This window comes from Weizmannia sp. CD-2023, from assembly GCF_036225245.1.
Classification (GTDB): domain Bacteria; phylum Bacillota; class Bacilli; order Bacillales; family Bacillaceae_C; genus Weizmannia; species Weizmannia faecalis.
Genome location: NZ_JARTJQ010000103.1, coordinates 16,457 through 43,418 on the forward strand (window position 1 = coordinate 16,457; position 26,962 = coordinate 43,418).

General features: G+C 42.9%; 22 protein-coding genes. 6 read left to right on the top strand and 16 right to left on the bottom strand.

Annotated elements, in window-relative coordinates:
• Nucleotides 1-419: 419 nt before the first annotated feature.
• A complete protein-coding gene (locus P9687_RS15065) occupies nucleotides 420-1,445 on the top strand; it encodes a CdaR family transcriptional regulator (protein ID WP_168985618.1) in 1,026 nt (341 codons plus the stop codon).
• A 244-nt stretch (nucleotides 1,446-1,689) separates the two neighbouring features.
• Here the strand turns inward: P9687_RS15065 and P9687_RS15070 are convergent, their stop codons facing one another.
• The 15 genes from P9687_RS15070 to P9687_RS15140 all read right to left on the bottom strand — a co-directional run bounded on the left by P9687_RS15070 (nucleotide 1,690) and on the right by P9687_RS15140 (nucleotide 18,968).
• Entirely contained in the window at nucleotides 1,690-2,835 is a 1,146-nt protein-coding gene (locus P9687_RS15070) for a glycerate kinase family protein (protein ID WP_168985619.1), read from the bottom strand.
• Nucleotides 2,836-2,847: 12 nt separating this feature from the next.
• Nucleotides 2,848-4,143, bottom strand: a complete 1,296-nt coding sequence (locus P9687_RS15075) for a GntP family permease (protein WP_168985620.1) — start codon at nucleotides 4,141-4,143, stop codon at nucleotides 2,848-2,850.
• 991 nt (nucleotides 4,144-5,134) lie between these two features.
• A complete protein-coding gene (rbsB, locus tag P9687_RS15080) occupies nucleotides 5,135-6,046 on the bottom strand; it encodes a ribose ABC transporter substrate-binding protein RbsB (RefSeq protein WP_429906469.1) in 912 nt (303 codons plus the stop codon).
• 48 nt (nucleotides 6,047-6,094) lie between these two features.
• Nucleotides 6,095-7,039, bottom strand: coding sequence for an ABC transporter permease subunit (locus P9687_RS15085; RefSeq protein ID WP_013860508.1), 945 nt, complete (start codon nucleotides 7,037-7,039; stop codon nucleotides 6,095-6,097).
• Complete coding sequence (locus tag P9687_RS15090; protein ID WP_168985621.1) at nucleotides 7,023-8,522, bottom strand: sugar ABC transporter ATP-binding protein; 1,500 nt, start codon at nucleotides 8,520-8,522, stop codon at nucleotides 7,023-7,025. The genes P9687_RS15085 and P9687_RS15090 overlap by 17 nt, the downstream gene beginning before the upstream one ends.
• Before the next feature lie 46 nt (nucleotides 8,523-8,568).
• Nucleotides 8,569-8,961 (bottom strand): D-ribose pyranase, encoded by a 393-nt coding sequence (gene rbsD / locus P9687_RS15095; protein WP_035183437.1) that lies wholly within the window; start codon nucleotides 8,959-8,961, stop codon nucleotides 8,569-8,571.
• Nucleotides 8,961-9,842: a ribokinase gene (gene rbsK, locus P9687_RS15100; protein ID WP_014097051.1), complete on the bottom strand. Its 882-nt coding sequence runs from the start codon at nucleotides 9,840-9,842 to the stop codon at nucleotides 8,961-8,963. The genes rbsD and rbsK overlap by 1 nt, the downstream gene beginning before the upstream one ends.
• A gap of 2 nt (nucleotides 9,843-9,844) precedes the next feature.
• Nucleotides 9,845-10,822, bottom strand: a complete 978-nt coding sequence (locus P9687_RS15105) for a LacI family DNA-binding transcriptional regulator (protein WP_168985622.1) — start codon at nucleotides 10,820-10,822, stop codon at nucleotides 9,845-9,847.
• Between the two features lie 310 nt (nucleotides 10,823-11,132).
• Entirely contained in the window at nucleotides 11,133-11,354 is a 222-nt protein-coding gene (locus P9687_RS15110; RefSeq protein WP_168985623.1) for a hypothetical protein, read from the bottom strand.
• Nucleotides 11,351-12,265 (bottom strand): Rpn family recombination-promoting nuclease/putative transposase, encoded by a 915-nt coding sequence (locus P9687_RS15115; protein ID WP_168985633.1) that lies wholly within the window; start codon nucleotides 12,263-12,265, stop codon nucleotides 11,351-11,353. The genes P9687_RS15110 and P9687_RS15115 overlap by 4 nt, the downstream gene beginning before the upstream one ends.
• A 382-nt stretch (nucleotides 12,266-12,647) precedes the next feature.
• Nucleotides 12,648-13,262 (bottom strand): YcnI family copper-binding membrane protein, encoded by a 615-nt coding sequence (locus P9687_RS15120; RefSeq protein WP_017552349.1) that lies wholly within the window; start codon nucleotides 13,260-13,262, stop codon nucleotides 12,648-12,650.
• Nucleotides 13,263-13,622: 360 nt separating this feature from the next.
• On the bottom strand, nucleotides 13,623-15,269 hold the full coding sequence (locus P9687_RS15125) for a copper resistance CopC/CopD family protein (RefSeq protein ID WP_168985624.1): 1,647 nt from the start codon (nucleotides 15,267-15,269) through the stop codon (nucleotides 13,623-13,625).
• A 411-nt stretch (nucleotides 15,270-15,680) separates the two neighbouring features.
• Complete coding sequence (locus P9687_RS15130) at nucleotides 15,681-16,604, bottom strand: PfkB family carbohydrate kinase (protein ID WP_014097039.1); 924 nt, start codon at nucleotides 16,602-16,604, stop codon at nucleotides 15,681-15,683.
• Between the two features lie 468 nt (nucleotides 16,605-17,072).
• Nucleotides 17,073-17,768 carry a ribulose-phosphate 3-epimerase gene (gene rpe / locus P9687_RS15135; RefSeq protein ID WP_168985625.1) on the bottom strand — a complete coding sequence of 232 codons (696 nt, stop codon included), beginning with the start codon at nucleotides 17,766-17,768 and terminating at the stop codon, nucleotides 17,073-17,075.
• Between the two features lie 204 nt (nucleotides 17,769-17,972).
• On the bottom strand, nucleotides 17,973-18,968 hold the full coding sequence (locus P9687_RS15140) for a LacI family DNA-binding transcriptional regulator (RefSeq protein ID WP_168985626.1): 996 nt from the start codon (nucleotides 18,966-18,968) through the stop codon (nucleotides 17,973-17,975).
• A gap of 641 nt (nucleotides 18,969-19,609) precedes the next feature.
• Here P9687_RS15140 and P9687_RS15145 point away from each other — a divergent pair.
• Nucleotides 19,610-21,067, top strand: a complete 1,458-nt coding sequence (locus tag P9687_RS15145) for a PTS transporter subunit IIC (protein WP_211161889.1) — start codon at nucleotides 19,610-19,612, stop codon at nucleotides 21,065-21,067.
• Nucleotides 21,068-21,194: 127 nt separating this feature from the next.
• On the opposite strand, the gene P9687_RS15150 is transcribed toward P9687_RS15145, so the two are convergent.
• Entirely contained in the window at nucleotides 21,195-22,421 is a 1,227-nt protein-coding gene (locus P9687_RS15150) for an MFS transporter (protein ID WP_168985627.1), read from the bottom strand.
• 636 nt (nucleotides 22,422-23,057) lie between these two features.
• On the opposite strand from P9687_RS15150, the gene P9687_RS15155 reads away from it, so the two are divergent.
• The 4 genes from P9687_RS15155 to P9687_RS15170 all read left to right on the top strand — a co-directional run bounded on the left by P9687_RS15155 (nucleotide 23,058) and on the right by P9687_RS15170 (nucleotide 26,780).
• The gene (locus tag P9687_RS15155) at nucleotides 23,058-23,621 is read left to right on the top strand and encodes a Uma2 family endonuclease (RefSeq protein WP_168985629.1); all 564 of its coding nucleotides are present in this window, start codon (nucleotides 23,058-23,060) and stop codon (nucleotides 23,619-23,621) included.
• A gap of 148 nt (nucleotides 23,622-23,769) precedes the next feature.
• Nucleotides 23,770-25,599 (top strand): hypothetical protein, encoded by a 1,830-nt coding sequence (locus P9687_RS15160; protein WP_237340422.1) that lies wholly within the window; start codon nucleotides 23,770-23,772, stop codon nucleotides 25,597-25,599.
• Between the two features lie 18 nt (nucleotides 25,600-25,617).
• Nucleotides 25,618-25,989 carry a hypothetical protein gene (locus tag P9687_RS15165; RefSeq protein WP_168985630.1) on the top strand — a complete coding sequence of 124 codons (372 nt, stop codon included), beginning with the start codon at nucleotides 25,618-25,620 and terminating at the stop codon, nucleotides 25,987-25,989.
• A gap of 437 nt (nucleotides 25,990-26,426) precedes the next feature.
• Entirely contained in the window at nucleotides 26,427-26,780 is a 354-nt protein-coding gene (locus tag P9687_RS15170) for an Imm6 family immunity protein (RefSeq protein WP_328228916.1), read from the top strand.
• Nucleotides 26,781-26,962 lie beyond the last annotated feature (182 nt).

A 26,962-nucleotide genomic window follows, 5' to 3' on the forward strand; every position in this document is an offset into this window, starting at 1 on the left:
CTGAATATCGTTTACCACAAATATTCTATTATTATAGTAATATTGTTATATATAAATAGCAATTAATACGCTTACATATTTTGGATCTTGGGCCAAAACGAGGTAAAATTGGGCTTTTTTATGATTCAATCAAGGAAACAGTTTTTATAAAATATCTTTAAGGATCCGGATTCAATATGCATGATCCCATCGACTTTCACATTCAGGGAAGGTGATCATCTTCTTATTCCCGTGGCCAATTTAAGAATTTGGCAATTTTAAAACTTTCGTCTCTCTTTTTGGAATTTGAAATAAACGAAAACAAGCATCTGCCCCGCTCCGGTTTTCATTACACTTTACATATTTTTAACCGGTCATACGCACAAGAAAAAAGCTACCACATGTGCTAAAATGGTTCATAAAAACGGGAGGAAAATGGCGTGGATCAGTGGCTGACGAAGGAACTTGCCCAAAAAATTGTGAAAAAAATGATGCTGGATATTCCTTACAGCATCAATATTATGAATGAAAAAGGTATTATTATCGGCAGCGGCGATCCAAAGCGGGTAGGCACCTTGCACCAGGGCGCGGTAAAGGCGCTGAAAACCGGGAAGATGGTTGAAATTTACGATGATCATCGATATGAGAAAAAAGGCACAAACGAACCGCTCGTTGTAAACAGTCAGCCGGTTGGCGTGATCGGAATCACTGGTGATCCGCAAGCTGTCCGCCCCTTTTGCAAACTTGTCAAAACAGCCGTGTCTTTGTTGATTGAACAAAATATGCTCATGGGGAACCAGGAAGCCGAACGGAATCGGAAAGCCGCTTTTCTTGAAACCATCCTGAATGAACAGAAAAACTACTCGCAAGAACTGATACGGGAAGCGGAACGTTATCGTATTCACCTGCATGAAGAAAACAGCGTGGTCCTCGTGAAGCCGAAGGAAAAAAGCAGCCGTTTCGAAACGATATATAAGCCCTTTCCTTTTTTCAAAAAACCGAATGAAAATCTGTATATCCTCATTTTGCAAAATCGAAAAGATATTCAAAAGATAGCTGAAAGCATATGGGCAATCGATCCGTTTGCCATTGTCGCGGCCGGCCTGCACGGTATGAATATTGCTTCCGGTTACCGCCAGGCAAAACTTTGTCTGTCCGTTTGCGAAAAGCTTCATTTACAAAACCGGTTTTTGGATTACGCTGACTGGAAATTTCCTGCTGAATTGTCCCAAACCCGCATTTTTCAGAAAGCCTTTGAAGAAACCTTGAGTTTGCCCGATTTGTATTTAGAAACTTTAACGGCTTTTATCAGCCATAATGGCAATCCTGCAGAAACAGCCCGGGCGCTGATGATTCACCGCAATACACTGTATTACCGTCTCGGCAGGATTGAAGAATTGACAGAAAAAAATCCGTTTCAGCTGTTTGATCTGTTCGAACTGGCATACCGGTTGCTGCGCAGATGAAAAGCGCAGCCTTTTTGCGGTCTGCGCTCGTTTGCGACTTTGTATGGAGGCTATGGGTTGTACAATGGCTAATATCCAGTACCGGAATTTTTAACGACATCCATTGGTTTGTATCATCAGGATGTCTATCTTGAAAATATACGCCGGCTGATTTTCTTTTTTTGATGGTGCCGCGTTCACTGTGGCATGGGCGTCTCATCACCGTTAACTCTTGAAGTCGTTTCGTGAAAATATGACACGCCCTTTACTGCTTCGCTTGCACGAGGAGACGCGCGATATTTTCGCATGTTCTCTCAATATTTGCAGCACCCGTTTGCAAAGCGTCTTCAAGCGCCATTGGGTAGGGCAGGATGCCAAAGATCGCATCAATGCCTTTTTCATATAAAACATCAATTTGTTCCCCGACATAACCGGCAACAGCAATCACGGGTTTCCCATGTTTTTTTGCTGCCTGGGCCACGCCATAAGGGGTCTTCCCGAACTGCGTCTGGAAATCGATGCTGCCTTCGCCGGTCAAAACGATATCAGCATCTTTTACTTTTTGCTCCAATCCGGTGTATTCCACGACAAGCTCGATACCGCTTTTTAACCTGGCACCCGCGAACACCATCAGACCGGCACCGAGGCCGCCTGCAGCCCCTGCCCCCGGGACCTCCGCAACATCTTTGCCAAGCTGTTCTTTAATGATGGCGGCATAATGCGAAAGGTTGGCATCCAAGAGCGCAACCATTTCTTTCGTCGCGCCTTTTTGCGGCCCGAATACATGGGAAGCGCCGTTTTCCCCGCATAAAGGATTGGTAACGTCGGATGCGACAAAAATTTGCACCTCTTTCAAGCGCGGATCAAGGCCGCCCAAATCAATTTCCGCCAAATCTCCGAGTGCGCCGCCGCCAAACGGAAGCATCCTGCCCCTTTCATCTAAAAATTTTACACCGAGCGCCTGTGCCATCCCGGCGCCCCCGTCATTTGTGGCACTGCCGCCAATGCCGATCAGAATCTGTTTTACTTTTTTGTCCAGACAGGCTTTAATCAGTTCTCCGGTGCCGTAGGTTGTGGTAACCAACGGATTTTTCGTTTCTTTTGTAACCAAATGAATGCCGCTTGCAGATGCCATTTCAATTACTGCCGTTTCCCCGTCTCCGAGAATCCCGTAACAGGCTGTGACCGGATGTCCAAGCGGCCCTGTGACGGCTTGCTGATAAATCGTTCCGTCTGTTGCATCCACCAGCGATTGAACCGTTCCTTCTCCGCCGTCTGCCATTGGTACCTGAATGCAAACGGCATCCGGAATCGCTTTTTTAATCCCCGCTTCCATTGCGGCACATACCTCTTTTGCCGTCATGCTTTCTTTAAACGAATCCGGCGCTAATAAAAAAACTGGATTTTTCATCATCTCACCCCATTAAAATAGAAATCCGTATAAAACGGTTGCCACAATCGCCATCGTTCCCCCGACAAGTGCCTCGTACGGAACGACGCTCATTCTTTCTTTTATGGACATATTCATGCTGCTGCCTGTGACATGAAAGTAATTTCCCTGCGGCAGCTGGTCAATGACTGTAGCACCGGTATGAACCATTGCCGCAGCTGCAATCGGAGCAGTCCCCATGTCCAGAATAGCTTTGCTGAACGAACCGGTTGCCAGGATGACCCCTGTTGATGTGGAAGCTGTAGCTGCCGCCATCAAAATGCCGGAAATGGGCGCCAGGAACGTCCCCGAGATGCCGGATGCTTTAATCAGTGCCACCACCTCAGTCGAAAGATTGGAAGCAGAAATGAGACCGGCAATGGCACCGGCTCCGATTAAAATCAGCACGGTTGCCGTCATATTTTGCAGGCCGGACGCTGAATAAGCCAGAATTTGTTTATGGTGGCCCATGGCGATCATTCCCAGAACACCGGCAATCGGTAAGATATACATGGCATCAACTTTAAATGAAGCCAGTACAGAGATATGAAAAATCTCACCGATTGGATTGATCATCAACAATACAATCGCAACAACCGGGGCGACGATGGCCCGCCTTAATGAAGGAAGATCACGGCTGTTGTGATCTGTCTCAATCATATCAGATCCAGTGATTTTTACGCCTTTGTGTTTAACTAAAGTTGCCACAATGACCGTAACGACCAAACCAAAAACAGCCGGAATAAAATCGTAAATCATTAAACGGCTCAATTCCACATGAAACCCATGTGCCGCTGCAATTGTATTCGGATTTGGCGATATCACGTTCCCCGCTTTGCCGCCCCCGGAAAGCGTCAGTAAAAGGGCAAGCTTTGAAATGCCCATTTTCTTTCCGACTGATAATGCGATCGGGGCCACAATTAAGACTGCAACAGGGATAAATACACCCACTGCCGTAATCACCATTGTTGCAAGAGCAAGGGATAAAATGGCTTTTCCTTCGCCAAACTGATTGACAATGGCTTGTGCAATTGTCTCAGCCGCTCCCGATTCCATCATTGTCCCGGCCAATATACCGGCGGCAAGAACCCGGATCACCGTTCCCATCACACTTTGTGTACCGGCAACCAGTATATTCACCGTATCTTCAAGATTCGCTCCTCCAATCAGCGCTCCCAAAATTGCGCCTAAAAACAATGCATATACGGGATTCAACTTTTTTAAAATAAGAATAATGGCAATCGCCAGCCCGATCAATGCACCGATCCAGCTGATTGTAACACTGCCCATGATGTAACCTCCTCGTTTGCTGTTTGTCTTTATAATAGTGAAAACCTTTTCAAAATAACATTGGAAAAGAAGAGAATTTTCTTGTGCATATGCCCAAATTCCGGGTGGTATGAGGTTGACAAGCAGGTCAAATCCTTCTGCGAGATAAACTGCCAAAATGGGCCGCACAACTGGTGAAACATTTTCCCACTTGAATTTCTATACAGTTTGTCTTTTATAAGAACGATGATAAGGACGTTTTTCATCCCGTTTCTTTGCCATTTGTCCTTCATAACATGGATGAAAGACATTTCACGCCAAGTTTCAAGTCAATTTGTCTTTCATGAACCCGATGAAGGACATTTCACATCGAGTTTCAATGCATTTTGTCCTTCATAACAAGGATGAAGGACATTTCACATGCGGATTCAAAGCATTTTGTCTTTCATAACACGGATGAAAGACATTTCACGCGTGGATTCAAAGCATTTTGTCCTTCATATCACGGATGAAAGACATTTCACGCCAAGTTTCAGGTCAATTTGTCTTTCATGAACCCGATGAAGGACATTTCGCACCTAGATTCAAGGCATTTTGTCTTTCATCACCCTAATAAAAGACGTTTCACACCTGAATCCAGACCAATTTTTCCTCATAAGCGAAACGAAAGACATTTCCCCGCTAAACTCAAAAAATATTGACCTCCCCGGTTGGTAAACCATCCAAACATTAAAAACGCACCCTCTTATTAGGATGCTGTTTTAGGCTGGCTGTCGCCCATCTCTTTTCAGCAAGAAGCCGTTAGTGCGGTATGAAGGAAGGACTCTATCACCTAAATGCTCATTTGTCTTTTACTCTGCGGTTTTGTAAATTATGTAAATGAAAAAACAGAACCAAGGTGCCAAAGCTATTGCTTTAAATTAAATTGACGATTATTTTGGCGAAAAAAATCAATAGCCCTGCTGAACGAACTAGATACGAAGGAAAATCCAGTCCGTTCAGCAGGCCATACTTATCTTTCCTTTACCAATTTTAACGGCACAGCAATACGGCTTTTGACTTTTTTCCCTTTTAATATTTTGGACGCGGCCTGAACGGCTTCTTTTCCGATTAGCACAGGCTGTTGGGCAACTGTCGCACTAAACTGTCCTTGTTTAACAGCTTTTAATCCATCATCCGTTCCGTCGAATCCCACCACAATTATATTCTTCCCTGAACTTTTAATCGCTTGGATGGCCCCTAAAGCCATTTCATCATTTTGGGCAAAAACAGCCTGGATGTCTTTGTGCCCTTGCAAAATATTTTCCATTACGTTCATGCCCTGCGTACGGTCAAAATTAGCTGTTTGTTTCGTAACAATATTTAATTCTTTATCTGCAATGGAGTCAAATCCCTGTCCCCGTTCACGTGAAGCAGATGCACCGGGTGTTCCCTGCAACTCTGCAACTTTTGCATTTTCCCCAACCTTGCTTATGATATAGTTTGCTGCCATCTTTCCGCCTTTCACATTATCTGAAGCAACTAAAGTTTCCACTTTCCCCTTATCTGCAGACCGGTCAAGCGTAATCACCGGAATGCCGATGTGGTTCGCGCTTTCAACTGCGGATGAGACAGCCGCAGAGTCTACTGGATTGATGAGTAAAATATCCACACCCTGCTGGATAAGATCTTCTATATCATTAATTTGCTTAGCGGAATCATTTTGGGCATCTGCCGTAATCACTTTCATTCCCTTTTCCTTCGCTTCCTGGAGCACGCCGTTTTTCAATGAAACAAAGAAAGGATTATCCAAGGTAGAAACACTTAAGCCGATTTTCATATCCTTTAATTCTTTATGATGGCCCGGTTTTGCCCATGACGGCGGTTCCATGGAACAGGCAGCTAAAGATAATATAAGCAAACATACAGTCATCATTTTCATCATCATTTTCATCATCTTTTTCATCATCTTTTTCATTATCTGCACCCCGCTTTACGATTTTTTCCGGTCAATTAAGACGGCAATTAAAATGACGACCCCTTTTACGACCTGTTGGTAAAAAGAAGAGACTCCCAGAATGTTTAATCCATTGTTTAATGTACCAATAATAAGTGCACCGACCAGTGTGCCGAAAATTCTTCCTTTGCCGCCTGACAGGCTTGTCCCGCCCAAAACAACCGCTGCAATCGCATCCATTTCATAAGAAGTGCCTGCTGTCGGCTGGGCCGAATTGAGACGCGAAGTTAAGATGGATCCGGCAAGTGCTGCCAATAACCCCGCCAGACTGTAAATTAACCACTTCACCCGGTCTACTTTAATTCCGGAAACAAGAGCAGCTTTTTCATTTCCGCCCACTGCATATGTTTTTCTGCCAAAAGAAGTTTTGTGCAAAATAAACCATAAAATGAAAAATGTGATAACCATCGTAATGGCAGGAACCGGAATGCCTAAGAAATAGCCGCGGCCAAACAACTGGAATGCTAAGTTATCGCCAAGTCCGGTAATCGGATTTCCGTTTGTATATACCATTGTCAAACCGCGGTATATCGTCATGGTTGCCAATGTTGCAATAAACGGGGCGACTTTTCCTTTTGTAATAAACAAACCGTTCACAGCGCCCAACAGCGCACCGATGAGGGCTGAAAGAACGATCGCCAGAATGGGATTCAGGCCTGCAACAATCATTCCTGCCATGAGGGCACTGGATAATGCCAGTGTTGAACCAACAGATAAATCGATTCCGCCGGTTAAGATCACAAAAGTCATGCCAAATGCGATCAATGCGTTAATCGATACTTGCCGCAATAAATTAAGCAAATTCAAAGGAGCAATAAATGAAGGATTCAAAATGGCAACAACAATAAATAACAAGATAAAAGCAAGTAATGGGCCGAGTTTTTGCAGAACAACTGTGCTTTTTTTAGTTGCTTGTTCCATGTTTTTTTCCTCCCGTCGCTAAGAACATGATATTCTCTTGTGTAGCTTCCGCTTTGTCCAATTCGCCGGCAATTTCTCCTTCATGAATAACAAGAACCCGGTCACTCATCCCAAGGATTTCCGGCAATTCAGAGGAAATCATGATGATGGCCATACCCCTTTCCGTTAATTCATTCATCAAATAGTAGATTTCACGTTTTGCGCCTACATCAATTCCTCTTGTCGGTTCATCAAGAATCAATACTTTTGGGGCTGTTCCGACCCACTTTGCAAGAACCACCTTTTGTTGGTTACCGCCGGATAGATCCCCGGCAACTGTTTCTGAGGAAGCGGTTTTAATTTTCAGCCGCTGAATCATCATGTCGACAAATGATTTTTCGTCAGCCGCTTTTATCACGCCATTTGGAGCAAAGCTTTCCAGGTTTGACAGTGCAATATTGTCACGAATTGTAAAATCAAGAATCAGCCCCTCATCTTTCCGGTTTTCTGTGATAAAAGCAATTCCTTTTTGTACTGCATCACTTGGATTTTTAATCCGGACCTTTTTCCCTTCAATAAAAATTTCGCCGGCATCGCAGGGGTCAATGCCAAATAATGCGCGCATAATCTCTGTTCTTCCTGCCCCCATTAACCCTGCAACCCCAAGGATTTCCCCGGATCGGACCGAAAAATGGATGTCCTTGAATTTTTGCCGGCTGGAAAAATGGCGGACTTCTAAAATCGTATTTCCTTGGCGGGCTGTTCTTTGTGGAAATTGCTCTTCTAAATCACGGCCCACCATTTTTCTAACGACTTCCTGATAACCGGTATCTTTCGTCCGTTTTGTATCGACTGTTTTACCATCCCGCATCACTGTAATCCTGTCGCTGATTTGAAAAATTTCATCCATTCTGTGAGAAATATAGACAATCGAAACATGATTCTTTTTCAGTGATTCGATGACAGAAAATAAAGATTGAATCTCACGGTCGGTTAAAGCAGCCGTTGGTTCATCCATAATCATGACTTCAGCATCTGTAAGCAAGGCTTTCGCAATTTCAATCATTTGTTGTTCGCCTACCGAACAGGCACCGGCCAGCCGGTCAAATGGCAAAGAAATGTTTAAACGATCGAATACGCCTTTTGCTAGCGCTTTCATTTCCTTCGTTTTTAAAACGCCAAAGGGACGTGTTATTTCTCTTCCAATATATAAATTTTCAAGGACAGTCATTTCCGGCCAAATATTTAATTCCTGATGGATAAATGCAATGCCGTCCTGTTCCGCCTCTTTTGGATTTTGAAAAAATGTTTCTTTGCCATCAATAATAATTTTGCCTTTATCTTTTTGATGGAGGCCAGTTAAAATATTCATTAAAGTTGATTTTCCAGCACCATTTTCCCCCATTAATGCATGGACCTCGCCGGGCAACAGCGAAAAATTTACACCTTCAAGCACCTTATTGGCACCAAAAGATTTATAGATGTCATGCATTTCAATTTGCATCGGGTTCCCTCCCTTTATTTTTGGCATCCCTTACTTTGTCGCATGCTTAGAAAAAAACACCCGCCTGTAAAATACAATTTGAATAAGCCGTCATTTCCCCGGTACGGATCACCGCTTTTGCTTTTTCTATCATTTTTTTAAAATCCTCATGTGGAACGAATGCTATCAAATTCGGAAACTGTTCATTTAAAAACGCCAGCTGGTCCGGGTTTCCGTCTTTCACTTCTTCTGCCGCAATGACTTTTTCTATCACCATGTCATCACAGACAGCCTTGACCACACTTTTAAACGAAGGGGTTCCCGGAGTTAATGCAAGGTCAATTTTCGGAACGCCTTTAGGAACCGGCAGTCCGGCATCGGCAATCACAAGCCAATCTGTATGTCCCAGGTCCGCCAAGACTTTTGTAATCGAGCTGTTCAACATTCCGTGCTTTTTCATCATCTTTTCCTCCCGTCTACTTCTTCGCGGGTGGGCATGCCGCCTTGTGCCCCGAATTTTGTCACCGACAACGAGGCAGCACGGTTTGCAAACAGGAGCGCTTCTTTTATTTCTTTCCCTTCTGCAACGGCTACTGCAAATGCGGCATTAAAAGTATCACCGGCTCCAGTGGTATCCACTGTTTCAACTGGAAAACTTGGCACGACAATCTCTTCTCTTCCGTCATAAAATCTTGCCCCGTTTTTCCCTTCTGTAATGATTAACTGGTTTGGATGCCGTTTTAATGCTTCGGACCTGTCTATCCCGTTGAAAAGGAAATTGCACTCATGCTCATTTGGCGTCAAGTATGCTGTTTTTTCAAGAATGGCTGGGGAAATTTTTCGTGCCGGTGCAGGGTTTAACAAGAGCGGAATCTGTTTTTTTTCACAAAGTTTCGCGACATATTCAACCGTTTCATATGGGATTTCTTGCTGGATTAAGACAATAGAAGAGCCTTCAAATGCTTCTTTTGCCTTTTCCACATAATCCGGTGTAACAAAATCGTTTGCTCCCTTGATAAAAATAATACTGTTGTCCCCTTCCGCCAACGTAATATGCGCGGTACCGGAACTGCAATGTGTAACCGGTTCCACATATTGTGTAGAGACATGATTTTGACGCAAATTTTCAATTAAGGCCGGGCCATACACATCATCCCCAACACAGCCAACCATGTTTACCTTTGCCCCAAGCCTTGCCGCAGCAACGGCCTGATTTGCTCCCTTTCCGCCCGGCACCGTCTTAAATGAGTGCCCTAAAATGGTTTCTCCTGCCTGTGGCCTTCTGTCAGCTGTCACGACGAGATCCATTGAGATGCTTCCGACCACTGTAATTTGCACCATTTCTATCCGCCTTCCTTTCTTGTTGTTTCCCTGTCTTTAAATGCAATCGGGAGTTTGATCTTCTTTTTCAAATTTGTCTGTTGATGCATGCATTCCAGCAAAAGTTTGGCAGCTTCCATTCCCATCTCATAAGCCGGCTGATGAATGGTAGAAAGCGCAGGATATACAAGCTGGCTGATGGGAATATCATCAAAGCCGATGATTTGCAGTTCATCGGGAATTTTTTTCCCTCTTGCCAATGCCTCCCGCAATACAGCAGTAGCCACCATATCATTGGCTGCAATGATTCCATCTGTATCCGGGTAACAGTCAAACAGCTGCTTTGCTGTTTCAAGGGCATGATGATACGAAAACGCGGTGTTCAATACTTGAAACCTTGCACTGGACCGGCCAAGTTCAGTTAACGCCGCCAAAAACCTTTCCTGGGCAGTGCGCAAATGATGCGGTCCTCTCATCAGTGTGATATTGCGGCTTCCCCGTTCGAGCAAAATTTGCGCAGCCAATTTTCCCCCAGCTTCCTGATCCGCGCAAACGGAAGGAAAGTCATCCTGAATTCGGTCTAGCAATACAACAGGAATGTCCAAACCGGCCCACTGTGAGATGTCATCGCTTGATGTACTGATAATCCCCATCACATTATGCTGTGAAAAGGCTTCTATATAATTCACTTCCTTCTCACGGCTTTCATCACTATTGCCAATCATGACATGGTACCCTTCTTCCTGGAAGAAATCCTCCACGCCCCTGGCAATCTCGGGGAAAAAAGGGTTTGTAATATCCGGGATAACAAGACCGATCAGCTTCGATTGATGGTGATAAAGTGAACGGGCCACTTCGTTTGGTTTGTACGCTAATTTCCGGATGGCAGCCTCAACTGCCTTCCGGGTATTTTCATTGACATATCCCTTTCCGTTCAGCACGCGGGATACCGTCGCCACCGACACACCCGCTTCACTTGCCACATCTCTGATCGTTGCCAAATGCCTCACCTTTCCTGTGTAACCGGTTACAGACAGTATAATAGATCGCGCGAAAAAATTCAACCCATTTATTGAACCGAACAACAATGGAATTTTCTTTGTTTCAAGAACTGCTTCTATAAGCGCCGGCCCGACTTTTGAAAAAATGCACGGGGGCTTAAGCTCCGGACATGGAAAAGTAACGGGTGCCTCCCGCAAGAAACAGCCCGTTTTACATGATAACTGATTTTTATACCCGCGGGCAAAATAGGAATTCGGCAAATCTAAGACAACTTCTTTTTCATCTAAACCTGGAAGCCTGACTCCCATCTTACGAATGCTCCAATTGCTGTTTTATTTTTTCCACAATGAATTGAAGATCCATACCCTCCTGCAACATTTTGATGGCAGTTGGAATCGTTTGTAACAATTCTTTTCTTTCTTCTTTTCTTCCTTTTTCTCTTCCTTCTTCTTTTCCCTTCCTATACCCGCGGTCAAGGTAAGAATTCGGCAGCTTTAGTACTTGTTCTGCTTCGTCACAAACCGGGCTCAATGCTTTTCCCCCTCTATCTGCCTTTTGATTTTCAGGATCTCCTCTTCACTCAAGCCGGATGCTTGGGCAATGATCTTCAAATCCACTTGATTTTTTAACAAGTTGACAATAAATCTTTTTAACTTTTCTTCACCTTCTTCTCTTCCTTCCTCTTTTCCCTTCCTATACCCGCGGTCAAAGTAAGAATTCGGCAGCTTCAATACTTGCTCTGCTTCATCCGGATCCAGCATTTTAATGTTTTCCATTACTTCCGCCTCCTCTTTTTCATTCAGTTTTAAATAAAAATCAAAGAAACCATATAACAGCCTCATTTTTGCAGGGTCGAGTTCCATCCGGGCCAGCATCCGCAGAAACTCCAGTTTGACCTGCACCCGCTCTTTTTTTGTATACCCCATTTTGCTCAGCAATGCTGCAGCAACGGGATTGTTGCTCCGGATATAATCTCTCCAGTTTTTCTTAATCAGATGAATGGATAAATAGTGAAAACGAAGAATTTCGATGTTGTGGAAGGCAAAGGTGTACGTATCGGGGGTCTCTGTTTTCTCCTCATAACTGAATACGGCAATCGGCAATACCGGTTTCCGGTGCCTGAGGCTGATCATCATGTAATAGCGAAACAGGCGTTCAGGAAAAAGTTTCTGGTAATACGACTGGGGCTCTACATGGATGAGAATCACGGTGTCTTTGCCTTTTACCTTCGTCTCGGCAAGGATGTCAACCCGTTTTTGTTCGCCGCCCGGAAAGTCCGTAAACTGTTCCTGCGACAAAAACCGCACCCGGCGGTAGTCGAGATCCGCTGAAAGATCCGGGAAAAAGGCATCCATAAACTCCTGAAAAAAGTTTTGGATCAGCTCCTTAAACAAACGGTCATGCACGTTGTAACCGGCCTGTTTTTCCATTACCAGTTCCAATGGCAAATCGCTCACTCCTTTTCTTATTTTTCAGTTTTATTTTATAGGACAAACGTCCGTTTTTCAATACCTACGTCTAATTCGGAACATTTGCCATCAACGAATTGACAAATTTGGCGGACAACCTGTACGCGCTCAACGTGCTTTGCCCTTTTAAATACTTTTCTTATCAGGATATTGTAAACGGAGACGGCCATAACCCCCTTAACGCTCTCCTTGTACTGCTGCTGATTGCCGCCTTTTCCGCCTGCACTTATTGTTTTACCGGAAACGGGACTTAAATATGTGATATATAGCGGGAAATTCTTGCTTTACGGCATTCTGCCATTTACAATCCGTGAAAAAAGCGCCTGCCGCCCCGGGCGGTGACAGGCGCACATTTTCATTTTTTTCGAAATGCTGTGATCAAGGCAACCAGTGATAGCACAACCGATACGATTGACAAGATGAGCGGCAGGGTGTTGGATGAAGAGCCGGATGTTTTGTCGCCGTTGGTTGTTGTTTCGTGGTTTTGGGCTTGACCGGTGTCCGATCCCTTCACTATTTTTGTAATTGAATGGGGATTGTCGCCGTTTTTGTCCTGCGTCCACTCGACAATACTACCGTCTTTGTAATATTGGTACGCGTCCCAAGCGATTTCGGTCTCATGATCCGGGTTTGCGGCAACAATTGTAAACTGCTGGAACTGGCCCGGTAAAATGCCTTTTCCATCAGCCTTGAAAGTAAAGGCCTTGGTTTTTCCGTCTGAACCTTTTTCGGCCGAATAGGTCCAACCCGGCACCGGTTCATATGATTCAATTTCGACGCCCTTTGGTGTTTTAATTGTGACTTTGGTCGTTGGAATATTTTTTTCTGTCGGCACTTTAATCGTATAGGTTTCCCACGCGCCGGTTGTAGATGTGGTCGGACTCACGGTTACGTGGGCACTTGCTACACCTGCAAACAGAAATAAACCGAAAAATGCCGGCAGCACGACTCTGACAAACTTTTTCAACATTTTTCCTTTTCTCCTTTCATTGGAACCGTTTTTTTATGCCGTCTTTTCCCCCTTAGTCAGGCTGGCTTGTGACACGAATGGAAAAATCTAAGTCAATCGTATTCAAGTCTTTCCAAAACTTAGACATGCCTATTCCAGCCTGATACAGAGAAACTGATCTTTTTCCCCTCAATCAGGCTTGTGACACGAACGAAAAAATCTAAGTCAATCATATGCAAGTCTTTCCAAAACTTAGACATGCCTATTCCAGCCTGATACACAGAAACTAATCTTTTTCCCCTCAATCAGGCTTGCGACACGAGCGGAAAAAATCCACGCCAATCGGTTTTTCCCAAACACACAGAAACTGATTTTTTCCCTTCATTCAGGCTGGCTGCCAACATGAACAGAGAAATCCGTGTCGATGGTATTCAAATCTTTTTTCAAAACGTGGACATGCACGTTCCAATGGCCTGCCATATTGAAATCCATTCCTTTTGCGCGGTAGTAACCGTCTTTGACTTTTTTCAATACTTTCGACTCGCTGCCCATTTCCATTTCAAGCGAAGTAAAAGTTAATGTCACTTGCTCGATATGCTCTATCGGCCGTCCATTGCGGTCTTTCAACGACAATGTAAATGTATTTTCCCCTATCACATTCGGAGTAGCCGAGAACGTCACTTCTTGTTGGTGGACAGTTTTCGTTTCTTTGAACGGTCCGGGTGCCGCCGTCGCAGTCGGTAAGTTTGTCAAAATGACAGAGAGGACAAGTACGGCAATCCCTGTTGCCAGTTCACCCGATACGGATGCAAAAAGTCCTTTTTTTCTGCTTCGCCTTCCGTTCCAAAAATTTAACGCGGCAAGCATGATCATCACGAGAAGCAACAGGATTTTAGCAAACAGCACTTTCCCATAAAAGGTCGTTACGAGTGATCGCAAGTTTGGCACATAGGTGATGCTGCCCAAAACGCCTGTCACAGCGAGCACAACGACAAGGGCAATACCCCATTTTGAAAATGCCCTGATCATCCGAAAATAATGCGGCTTTGTATCCTCATGCCTTGCCAATGGCATAAAGACGGCGAACATGGCCAGGCTGCCAATCCAAATTTCTGCCGAAAGCAAATGGAGAAAATCCAGCGTCACCTGCCATACGGGGTGCGGGGCTGAAGCAGCATGGCCAATCAACGCTTTAGTGAGCACCCATCCAAGCGCAGAAACGAGTGCTGCAAAAAGCAAAACAGGATTTTTCGTCTTTGAATGGAAAAATACCAAAGCAGCCAGGCACAGCAACAGGGCCATCTGTACCAGCCATATATGCCCAAAAGCCGTACTTGTCGTGAAACTTTTTAATACGCTGGCATGAAGCACATGGCGCCATGAAGTCGTCAGTTCAATGGACGCCGTTAAAGGCAAACTCAATAAAGTGCCCACAACCAGGAACAAAATACCCATTTGCAGCATCTTGCCGGATGCTTTCTTTATATATGAATTGTGGCCGGCCTCCCGCGGAACAATGAGCAGGGAAAAGAAAAACATGCCGGCAATACACGCAAAACTGGCATATTGCAGCCAGCGGATCAAAATCAAGTCGATTTTGGGCGTATACCCTGTTTCCGTTCCGGAAGTGGATGGTTGCTTCGCCTCATGTCCGGATCCAACTTGAAAAGGAATAACGCCTTGGACAGGGTGCCCGTCACCGGAAACCGCTTTCCATTGAATTTGATATGTACCTTTTGGCAAATTTGTGCGCAAGCCGCATTCCAAAACAGCCCCATTGCGGGAGTTGATCCTTCCGTCTTTCCGGTCAACCCGCTTCCCATCCTCATCAAATACTTGAATGGAATAATTGACGGGCTGGATTTTTTCATCAAATTGGATGGACACCTTTTTCGGCGGTGCTTTCCATACTTCATTTTCAGAAGGGCTGGATTTTACGATGTACGCATGTGCAGATGCCATGGAAGGTAAAAGTAGCACCCCGAACAAGAGCAAAACGGCAAATAAAAAATACTTTCTGGTCTTCAAATGAACCTCCCTCCTTTCAAAATGAGATCCGCGCGATTTTCCCACGATCAAATCCATCGTATACTTAGAAAAATGCAATAGATACCGGAGGACCGCTCCCCTAGGACAACCACTATTAGCTTAATATATGATTTCACGATTTACAAATGAGAAGGATTTTCAACAAGTGTTTGTGAAAAAGGAAGTACTTGCCACCCCCGCAATCTGCCAAACATCATTTGGCGCTTTACAGGTGACGGGTATTGTAACGGTAAATGCGTTCCTTTTCTGGGTTCGTTTTCCACATTTCAGTTCTTATGCTTTATACTCATCAAAAGCGATAGAATTTAAAACAAAAGACCTGGTTCCCTTCACATGAAAACCAGGTCTTGCCTTTATGGATCATTTGTCAATGCCTGTGGTGATTTGATCTCAACCGATTGTCAAGCCTTGATATTTTTTTATTTCTTCCAATGTTGGAATCGCGTCTTGTCCGCCGGCACGTGAGACTTTGATACCGGCCGCAACCGATGCAAACCGGGCCGCCGCCACAAGATCGTCCGTATCGATTAGCGCATCGGCAATGGCACCGGCATAGCAGTCGCCTGCCCCAACCGTATCCACAGCCTGCACTTGGATAGAATCGACAAAAGTGATTTTGCCTTGCTGAGAAACAAGGCTGCCTTTGCTTCCCATTTTAACAATGGCATTCGGGACTCCGAGTTCATGAATCTTTTGAGCCGCAAGCAGCGCACTTTCTTTATCCGTCACTTTAATACCCGTGATCGCTTCCGTTTCCTGGCTGTTTGGCAGTACAAGATCAGCATATCGGAAAGCCTCCGGTGTAATGCCGCCAGCCGGTGCCGGATCGAGAATAACATACATGCCGCGTTGTTTTGCCAGCTTCATGGCTGCTAAAATCGACTCTTTGCTTGTTTCCATTTGTATCAATAAAATTTTCGCTTTCAAATTCGCGAAAGCTTTTTCAATATCTTGCCCGGTTAATGCTTCATTGGCGCCGATTGTGCCAACCATCGTGTTTTCCCCTGACTGGTCCACAAGTGCAATAAACGTCCCGGTTCCGGCTTTATCTGTCTTCATAACGCCGGTGACATCCACACCCCGGCTGCGCAAATTTTCAAGCATCTGGTTGCCTGCGCTGTCATTGCCGACCGAACCAACCATTGCAACCTTTTTGCCAAGTGTTGCTGCGCTGGCTGCCTGGTTGGCACCTTTGCCCCCCGGCAGCATTTTAATCGATTGGCAAAATTCCGTATTCCCGTATTTCGGATAAGTTTCACAGTTTACCACAACGTCCATGTTAATGCTTCCTACCACCACAACATCGAATTCCATTGTCGGTTCCTCCTCTGTATGTCCGCTTTGAATGATGCAATTGCCACGATGCCTCATCTATCCTGAAAATATAGCGCCGGCTGATTTTCGCTTTCTGATGGTGCCACACTCACAGCGGCATGGATGTCTAATTGGACAAAAGATCAGACGGGATAGGTTGAATTGTCCAATTGGATATCCTAATTAGACAAAAACACTGCGGGGCAAATCAGAATTGGCCAATTGGATTTTCCAATTAGACGTAACCACTGATGAGGCAAGGCGAATTGGCCAATTGGATATCCTAATTAGACAAAAGGTCCATGTCTGCCAGGTGTTTTGTCCCGATAGGAGCTCTAATTAGACAAAAACACTGCGGAGGCAGTCGGAATTGTCCAATTGGATCCTCTAATTAGACATAAACACAAGCGAAGCAGGTTGAATTGTCCAATTAGGTCTTCTTTCCTGAAAATATGCGCCGGCTGATTTTTATTCTCCTGCTGATGCCGCGTTCACTGTGGCATGGGCATCTAATAAGTTTCTCGTACGTTCCACATTTTCCCGCAGCGTGCCTTCCTTTTTAAATACGGCGCTTGTTCCGCACACATACATTGTGGCGCCATTTTCTTTGCAGGTCGGAATCGTGGATGCACCGATATTCCCGTCTACCTCTATCTCAATATTAAATTTGTTGCGTGTGATGATTTCATGGAGCCGGGCAATTTTATCATATACAGCCGGAATAAATTTCTGGCCGGCAAATCCCGGATTTACCGTCATGACAACAACGTAATCGGTTACGTCATAGACATAATCCAGCACATCAAGCGGCGTTGCAGGATTAATGGCGACACCGGCTTTTAAACCCGCGTTCTTGATCCTGGCAAGTGCTCCCTGCAAATTATCGGTTGCTTCTGCATGAATGGAGATCATATCTGATCCACAGTCAGCAAATAAGTCAATGAATCTTTCAGGCTGTTTAATCATTAAATGTGTATCCAACGGTTTATCGGTCAACTTTCGGACGGTCCGGATAAAATCGGGTCCAAGTGTGAAATTCGGCACAAATAAGCCGTCCATCACATCAAGATGGTAAAAATCAACGCCGGCTTCATCCATCTCTTTTATGTTTTCTGCTAAATGTCCCAAATCTGCACACATCAAAGACGGTCCTATTTTATTCATCTTCTTCACTCCTCGTATAACCCCGCGCCATGGGGGGTATTTCGTTTTAAAACGGAAACCGAAACAGGGGCAACGCTCACTTGCATGAAGTCAAAATTAAAAACTTTGCCCCGGACTCATCATTTCCTTTTTTTGCTTCACAAATGGGACGGAATTGCCTTGAATCAAGGTGCAGCTCTCCATCCCCCGGAACCCTGCCGGCTATCAATCAACCGATGACTCCCGTACAACAAGTTCGGGTTTTACTTCATATTTCCTCGGTTTTTCGTTTTCATTCCGGATTAAACGGTTCAATTCCTCAATCGCCAGCCGGCCTACTTTATGTTTTTGCTGGTCAACCGTCGATAATTGTGGCGTGGAGAACCGCGAAAACTGGATATGATCATAGCCAACGATTTTCATATCGGAAGGCACTTTTAACCCGGCTTCCGTACAAGCGCGGATGGCCCCTAACGCCATGGCATCGTTCGAACTGAAAATGCCGTCAAAGGACGCTCCGCTTTTTATCAGGCCTTTCACCGCTTCATATCCGCTTTCCATGCTGAAATTCCCGTAAACTACCTGTGGCACTTGCCCATGCCCATCCTCTTTTAAAACTTCCAGGTAGCCGGTTAAACGGTCATTTGCACTTTTTTCATCTTTCGGGCCCGACAGATGGACAATTTTACGGCATCCGCCTTCTTTTATAAGGTGCCGTACCGCAAGTCTTGCTCCTTTTTTATGATCCACTGTAATGGAAGAATAAGGGTGGTCCGACTGCGATCTGTCGATGGTAATGGTACGGACTCCCCGGCTTTCCAGGAAATCGAGATCTTTTGTTTTCACGTACAGCGAATTAATAATCGCACCTGTTACATAGCTGCTTAGAACGGAATCCAGGTAGTATTTTACTTTTGCCCGTTCATCATCGCTGTTGCATAAATACACATGGTAACCATAAGCATTGGCAGCTTCTTCAATCGCCTTCACCAATTCCGGAAAAAAAGGATTTTCCAATGAAGGAATCAGCAAAGCAATTAAATTTGTATTTCCTTTTGATAAACTTTTTGCCAATGTATTCGGCTTATAGTTCATTTCTTCTGCAATTTTACGTACGCGTTCAATCGTTTCCGGGCTGGCTTCGCCTTTATTGTTCAAAATTCTGGATACCGTTGCAGTTGAAACACCGGCTGCTTTTGCCACATCGCGTATTGTTACCATGAGCATAAACTCCTTTTCGTCTTACGTAACCGATTACGTTACTAATGTAAGCCTTTTTCTTTATTTTGTCAACGGTTTCTTTTTGTAAAATCATTTTTTCTGTATATTTCCCGGTTTCCTTCTAATATTAGATGCTCATGACATATTAAATAGGGCACCCGCGGAAGAATGAAAATTAGCCGGTTAATATTTTCAAGAATTCGATTTACCAGCAACATGCATTTCAACAGCAGATATAAAATGAACTTAAATTTTTCGTGCCAACATTTAATGATGATCAGAATAGACATTGCTTCATATAAAGAAATAGTAATCACTTCTATAGCTGCAAAAAACGTTTGATTTCTCCTCTCCCTCAACTTTTGCGTACAAAGTTCTATGCATTTATGTTAGCAAAAGCCGCCAGAATTGTGCCAAGCCTAAACTTTTTGCCTATTCAACGCTGGCTGAAAAGCGAAAGCCGTTCCATTTTCCCGCAAAAAGGCCGCCTTTCAGAAAAAGGATCAAAATGCTAGAGGAAATTTGGATATATTTTCTTTTATGAAAACGGTTGAATTTTTTTTGGGAGTTTGCTATATTATAGACAATCCTTTTTGTTTCGTTTACGTAACCGGTTACGAGGCAAAAGGAGGGACACCACCATGATGATTGTCGATAAATTAAACGAAGGTTTTCGCTTTTTTATAGACTTAGGCGCACCAGCCATGATGTTTTTTATCATTACCATTTTATCTTTGTGTGTAGGCGTATCTATCTCGCGTTCCATTGAAGGCGGGATTCGGATGGCATTGGCGCTCACAGGTATGAGTGCCGTTATCTCATTATTGACAAGTGCGTTCGGCCCGGCCCTTCAAAACTTTGTGAAGGCAACCGGCGTATCACTTGGCATTACCGACCTGGGATGGGCGCCGCTAGCGGTGATCACCTGGGGATCGATTTACACACTTTATTTTGCTTTTATTTGCCTCATCACAAACTTTATTCTTTTGATTGCGAAGGCAACCAGCACATTAAATGTTGACTTGTTTAATATTTGGAACATTTCCGTTCTAGGATTGCTGATTTTGCATTACTCCGGAAACAATATGATCGTTACAACATTATTTGTCGCATTTGTTTACGCGCTGATGCTGATCAATTCGGATGTCATGAAACCGACCATTAATGAGCTCCTTGATTATGACCAAACCAATATTACAACAACGGCACACCCGTCATTGTTAGTCGCTCCGGTCGCGATGGTGTTTAACAAGGTGATTGATAAATTTCTCCCGTTTATTGATAAATTTGACTTTAATGCCGAAACCCTCAATAAAAAAATCGGTTTCTGGGGAAGCAAATTTGCGATTGGTGCATACCTCGGGATTTTCATCGGTTTATTGGGGCAGCAATCTCTCAAAGATACTTTTGCGCTTGCTTTTACCGCAGGGGTTTCGCTTGAATTGTTTGCTTTTGTCGGCGGATGGTTTGCCCCGGCGATTGACCCGCTATCAGACGGGATTACCCAAATCATGAGCAAGCGATTGCGCGGAAGAAAACTGTTTATCGCCATTGACTGGCCGATTCTTGCCCCAAGAGCAGAAGTTTGGGCGGTAGCCAACATTCTTGCGCCGATTCTGTTAGTGGAAGCCATGTTTTTACCAGGAAACCACGTCTTGCCGCTTGGAGGGATTTTGCTGACGGTGCTGACGCCGGCACTCTTGATTGTTACCCGTGGAAGAGTGATCCGGATGACCATTATCGGAACGGTGATGATCCCATTGTTCCTTTGGGGGGCAACACTCATTGCCAAATTCTTAACATCAGCATCGATTGCCATGCACAGTTTTCCGGCAGGGCTTTCAAAAGGCGCACTCTTCTCATCTGTTGACTCGGATCCAATTGAGAAAATGCTCGCCATCTTGTTTGGGAAAGCAGCTAATACGCTGGATTTGAAGCTCATTGCTTTTTCCATTCTGGCACTGGCTGGATACATCCTGTTATTTGCCTGGTACCATAAACAAATGCGGAAAAGAAATGCAGCCATTAACGAGACCATCCAAGCACAATCCGACCAAAACCAAAGTTCCAGTGTAAAAAAAGTACTCAAAGCTGAATAATGAAAAATACCGCCCTGAAAACTGAAAAAGGTTTTCAGGGTTTTTTAGCTATGGGCGGCTTTTCTTCAATTTCTAAAACGGCAGACAGCCATTTGCACTCTGACAATTTACCGTCTTGTTGCCCCCTCTAGTCAACAGAATCACGATAATCTCTTAATTTTTTCGACATGATCACCGGAATCAGTCCGATGAGTCCAATCACAACTGCTACTAATATTGCCGTCCTTGTTTGAAATATGGTGGAAATAAATCCGCCAATTAAAGCACCAACAGGCACCATTCCTTTTCCTAAAACTCTCCAGATGGCTGCAGCTCTAGCCAACATCTCTTTTCCTACCAATTTTTGTCTCATTGTGAGCACATTAACATTATAAATAGGCGGTGCAAAGCTGATGATCATTTGTCCTAAAATGATGAAGTAAAGAGAAGATGGGCTGGCAATAAAATAAAGAAAAAAGCCTAACGAATATAAAAACAATGACAAGATGACACTTTTGCCGCTGCCAATCTTTTTTGAAAGGTATTTAGATAGAATGGAACCTATTAAGAAGCCTATATTTCCTATACTTAAGACGATTCCAATAAGTGAAGCGTTGAGATGCATCACGCGTGACAAATAATAAACTTGTAGAGATTGAAACAAACCAATGGATAAGACGACGAAAAAGTAGCTCAAAGCAATAGGGGACAGGATTTCATGACGAACCACAAATAAATAGCTTTCTTTAATCTGCCCCCAGTATTTTGTTTGCTTTTTTTCTTGTTTCTCTGCTTGTAATTGATTGGGTAAAAATAGTTGTATTATGCCAGCTGCCAAAAAGCTAAACGCATCGACTAACATAGCAAATGGGACAGTCAGAAGCTGAATAATGGTTCCACCCAGTGAAGGTCCGACTGTTTGGATCGTACCATTCGTGATTTCCAGCCGATAATTCGCTTCCTGTAAATTTTTTCTATCTACTATGAATGGTATTGCAGAAAAGAAAGCAAATCCATTAAAAATGCCTAAACTGCTACTTAAAAAAATACCCCCATAAAAAACAAACAGAGGTAAAGTATGAGTCACTGTAAATAGAAACAACAAAAATAAAACAAAAAAGTTTGCTAAATTGGATACAACCAAAATTCTTTTTTTATTATGTAAATCAGTGTAAACGCCGGCATGAGAACCAAATAATAAATTGGGCAAAAATGTCAGGGCACTAATAATTGATGTCTCCATTGCATTTGTACCATACAAATAGATGCCGACCAAAGGAAATGCGATAATGGACATTTGGTTTCCTATTGAATTAATTGCAGTAGAAGTCCATAAAAGGCCAAAATCTCGATTTATGATTAAATTTTTCAACATTCATTTTCTCACTTTCATAAAGAATTCATGGTTTGTTGACCCATAGCGTTTTTTTATATTTTTTAAGTGATCCTGCCAAATGTTTATAAGCTTCCATTGCCGAATCAAGGGAAGATTTTAAAAATGAATGTTTTTCGTTTCTTAATATATTCAGCATTTAAGATTTCATTGCGATAGGCAATTACATTTTTGTAAAAAATAGCTGCATGGTAAAGACGGTCAAGTTCCCATTGCTTATTTCGTGACGCTCTTTGTTTTCTTCTCCAAGGAATATCTACTTTTAGAGCAGCCTTGCAATTATAATTTAGTTTCCATTTTATCCTCCCCTTTCTTCCGCCCTCCATCATTGTATTTTCAATTGTATCATTTTATGAATAAATTTTAAATATTTTAATTAAAAATTCATATCGTAAATCTCTAATTTTTCGATAGCAATTGAAGTAAGACAGTCAGAAATGAAAATGCAAAATGAGTGAATGTATGGAGCAAGGAATGAAGATATTCGCTAAAATGGGAAGGTCATCGACACATTGGCACCCACAATAGATAGAACCTTGACTTCTTCCACCATGCTGGTAAACAATAAAAGAAAAAGTTCACGGAAAATGGTTGTCCAAAAAGAAAGGAGTCTGGCATATGAGTTTGCCGCATAAACACCCCATTTCTTTGGAGGAATTTTACAAAAGACGCGAACAGCATGAACAAGTTTGTGAATATATAGATGGGATTGTATATATGTCTCCTTCTCCCTCTACTGCTCATCAAAGGATCCAGGGCCGCCTGCACGTCCAACTGTATCATTTGTTGGAAGAGGCAGATTGTGAAGTGTTCCTCTCTCCATATGATATTGAACTAAAAAAAGATGGCATCGAAGGGAAAAAGATTGTTGTTCCTGATTTATCCGTCATTTGCGACAAAAATGGATTGGGGGAAACGCGGTATACCGGGGTTCCAACTTTAATAGTTGAGATTGTCAGCCCCTCTAATCAAGCCCACGATTTAGTCACAAAATTAAATCTGTATATGCAGTACGGGGTAAAAGAATATTGGATTGTGAACCCGATCTTGAAAACGGTCCAATTATATGTATTGAATGATGAAGAAAACTATATTTTAAAAGATGTTGCAAAGGAAGCGGGGTGGGTAAAGTCGCAGCTTTTCCCGGAATTTCAAGTGAACCTCCAAAATTTATTTTCCTGAATTATTTAAAAAGCAGAAAAAACACTGCAAACAAACAAGGGTATTTGGGTAAATTTATAAAATAAGCTAGCCAAAAAAGACGAGGAGTAATTGATCAGTTGCTTGCTCGATAAATCTTGGCTTGACAGTGCTTCATGCAGGTTGAATAATGATTGAGAAAGGTCATTTTTTTAAAATTATAAACACTTTTCAAAGGAGTCTTGCTATAGATGTCAAATATATTCCTTCAGAGTGGGAAAAGTCGGAAGAAGGAATCGGAGAGTTAATCGGGGCAGGACATTTGGGCAAGGGCATGATTGACAATTTAAAGAAAATCAGCGATCTGCTCGAAGAAGCCCAGGCGGATATCGAAAAATACGATGTTGACGGTGTGATCTCTTTTAGTCACACCAGCCACAAAGCTGTTTACAAGGATCTGTTCGAGGATTTCTCCGTGCTCCATCGGTTTGCGGGCAAAGACGACGAGATTGTCGACCGCACCATAGACGAGCCCTTTTACAAAGACATTGACGCGTTTACTGATGCGATGGAAAGCCTCTCCATTCCCGAAATTAAAACGAAAAACCGGATCGGTGCCAAAAAGACGGTCGTCATTCCGGGTGAGTACGGTTCAAACACCATGGACGTCTCTAAAGCCGAAGTCAGCCTAGAAGACCTATTCAACGGCAGTAACGCTTATGCGAAGCAAATGAAAGAGGAATACGACAATTTGAAACTACAAAACCCGGATCAGGGGATTTTCGAAAAAGATTACGAACAGGCTGTCCTGCATTCGCGTGCTTTTCAGTACGACTCGATCCGTGACGCGCAGAAGAAAAAAGAATTTTGGGGCCAGATCGCAAGCCTTGCCGTTATTGTCGGCACCTCCATCATCTGCCCGCCAGCCGGGATCGCCCTTGGCGCGGCTTATGGTGTAGTGGAATTAGGCTCCGCTGTCTCTGGTAAGGATTGGACATCGGGAAGAGAGCTTGAAAACAGTGAAAGAGTATCTCGCGGTGTCTTGGCACCACTCGATATTGTGCCTGGCATAAACGGTATGGCGAAATTTGCAGGCACTTCCCGTGTCGTCAACTATATGGGGGGATTTCAGCAAAGCCGAATTGGTATCGGTATCAACTTTGCGAAGCAGAAACCTGAGCCTATCACCAAATTAGTCAGCAATGCATTGGCACTTGGAAAATCCCGCATTCGCAGCGCGGCAAACCTGGCTAAAGATGCGCCGCAAAAAATGAAGAGGAAGATTACAGATGATATAATTGACGCATCAAGAACAGCGGACTCTGCCTATACTTTTGCCAGAAATATTCCGCCGCGACAGATGGGCCTTGTAGCTGATGGAATCGGGCGTGTACGGGCTCCTGCGGAAAATGGATATGTAATAGAGAACAGTACTAAGGCTATGTTTAGTAAGATTTTAAAGAACCGTACAGAGAGTGGGCTGGTTAAGAAAGGTACAGGCAATGTTCTGCAGACCAGGAAAGTATCCGCAGGGGCAGAAATTATTGCTCAAAGAGTGAGTAAAGCAGAACTTAATTTAACACCAAAGCAGGTACCGTACAAATCTTTAAACAGGGCTCAGCAGAAAATAATAAAAGAAAAAATTGAAAAGCGCACAGTAATAAAAGAAGAATATAAAAGATATCAATGGAATAATAGATTTTTAAAAAGAAGAGTTGCAGGTGTTAACCAATTTTGGAAACAAGAGAAGAAAAGAATTTTATATGGAAAGCCAACAACAAGAGATTGGAATGCAGAACAGAGACAAGAAATTTTAAAAGGAAGAAAACCTCAGTTTGATGGTCAACCAATTATTGGGCACCATACTTATAATGCGATGAATTATCCACATGTATCTAACAGAGGAGAGTTAATCTATCCAGTAACCACTAGAGAGCATTTAAAGGGCTGGCATGGCGGAAATTATAGTAAAAATGCTCCTGGTAGACCAGTTAACCCGAATTTTACAGAGGAATTTTAATAGAAAGGAGCATGATATATGAGCAAAATCGCAATTAAGTTAGCTGCTGATAGCCAACTTAGCAAATATATTATACCATTGAGAAAGTACACAGGATTAGGGATTTCAGAGATAAAAAGTAAAATTGAAAACAACGATTTATTAGCAGCGAGTGATGCAAATAACATTGATGACATGGAGAGTTTAAAAAGCTTAGTTGATATATTAATGAAATTAGGTACTGAGGTAAAAATATTTGACAGTGATAAATATGGCGAGGGAATTTTTGAGTACCAAGAAATTTCTTACGACGAATTCACAAACAATATTGAGCGATTAAAAGAAATTTCGGAAGAATTACAGGATTATGATGATGCTATTTCTGACGAAATTCAACCCCGAAACAATTAATGTTATGAATTAGGGGATGATGGCTTTGATGATGAGTATCCATTAACAGATATCTTAAAAGAGCCATGTGTTCCTGATTATGACAAAAATTACGAGACAGAAGTTTGAAAATTTTTAAAAAAGAAAATAGAGATACGTCATGATATATAAGTTGAAGTAAAATTCCTAACTCAGTATTGGAATGGGTTAAGCAAGTTGCTTCATAACGATTCATCTGTTGGAATCGTTTCGGACACGCATTTAACAGATAAGGACTTCACTCATTTAAGTAAGCCAATACAAGAAAGGTTGACTTAATAATTATATTATAGTTTTTGAAGTTATCCACAATTTCAAAAAAGAAATCCTAACTTATTAATAGATGTCACCTGTGAGACTGAGGTTATCATTCAGAGCAAAAAATGGAATATACGTTGATCAATTAGAGGAGGGTCAGGATGAAAAAATTTGATAACTTAAATATTGATGCAAAAATGGTATATTTATTATTACTTACTGAATTAGTTATTGACAAAACTTCGCAATCTGAAGGCTATGAGATTGCTTTAGAGTCATTGAACAAAGCTTGGGATTGGATTAAATATAAAAATATTGATGCATACAGTCTGTATTTATACTTGGAAAATATGGATGAAAAAGATATTATGACATATATGGAACTCGAAGAAGATCCTGATCTGGAAACTGCTTGGATATGTATAGGAAATGCCTTAGCTTATATAATAAGGGAAGCATACCTTTATGAAAAAGAGAAATACCTGCCGCAGACTGTTTCTGACATCCAAAAATAACCGAAAGTTGACGGTATTGCCTGTCCGGAATTTGACGAGTATAATGTCCTCGTATTTATTCTTGAGAAAGGAAAAGGACATCCCCCATGATGTATAACTGTACCATCAGCTATACGGGGAATGTCCCACCAAAAATAACGATTATGGTTATTGTATCAGATTATAAGCTAATTGAAAATACT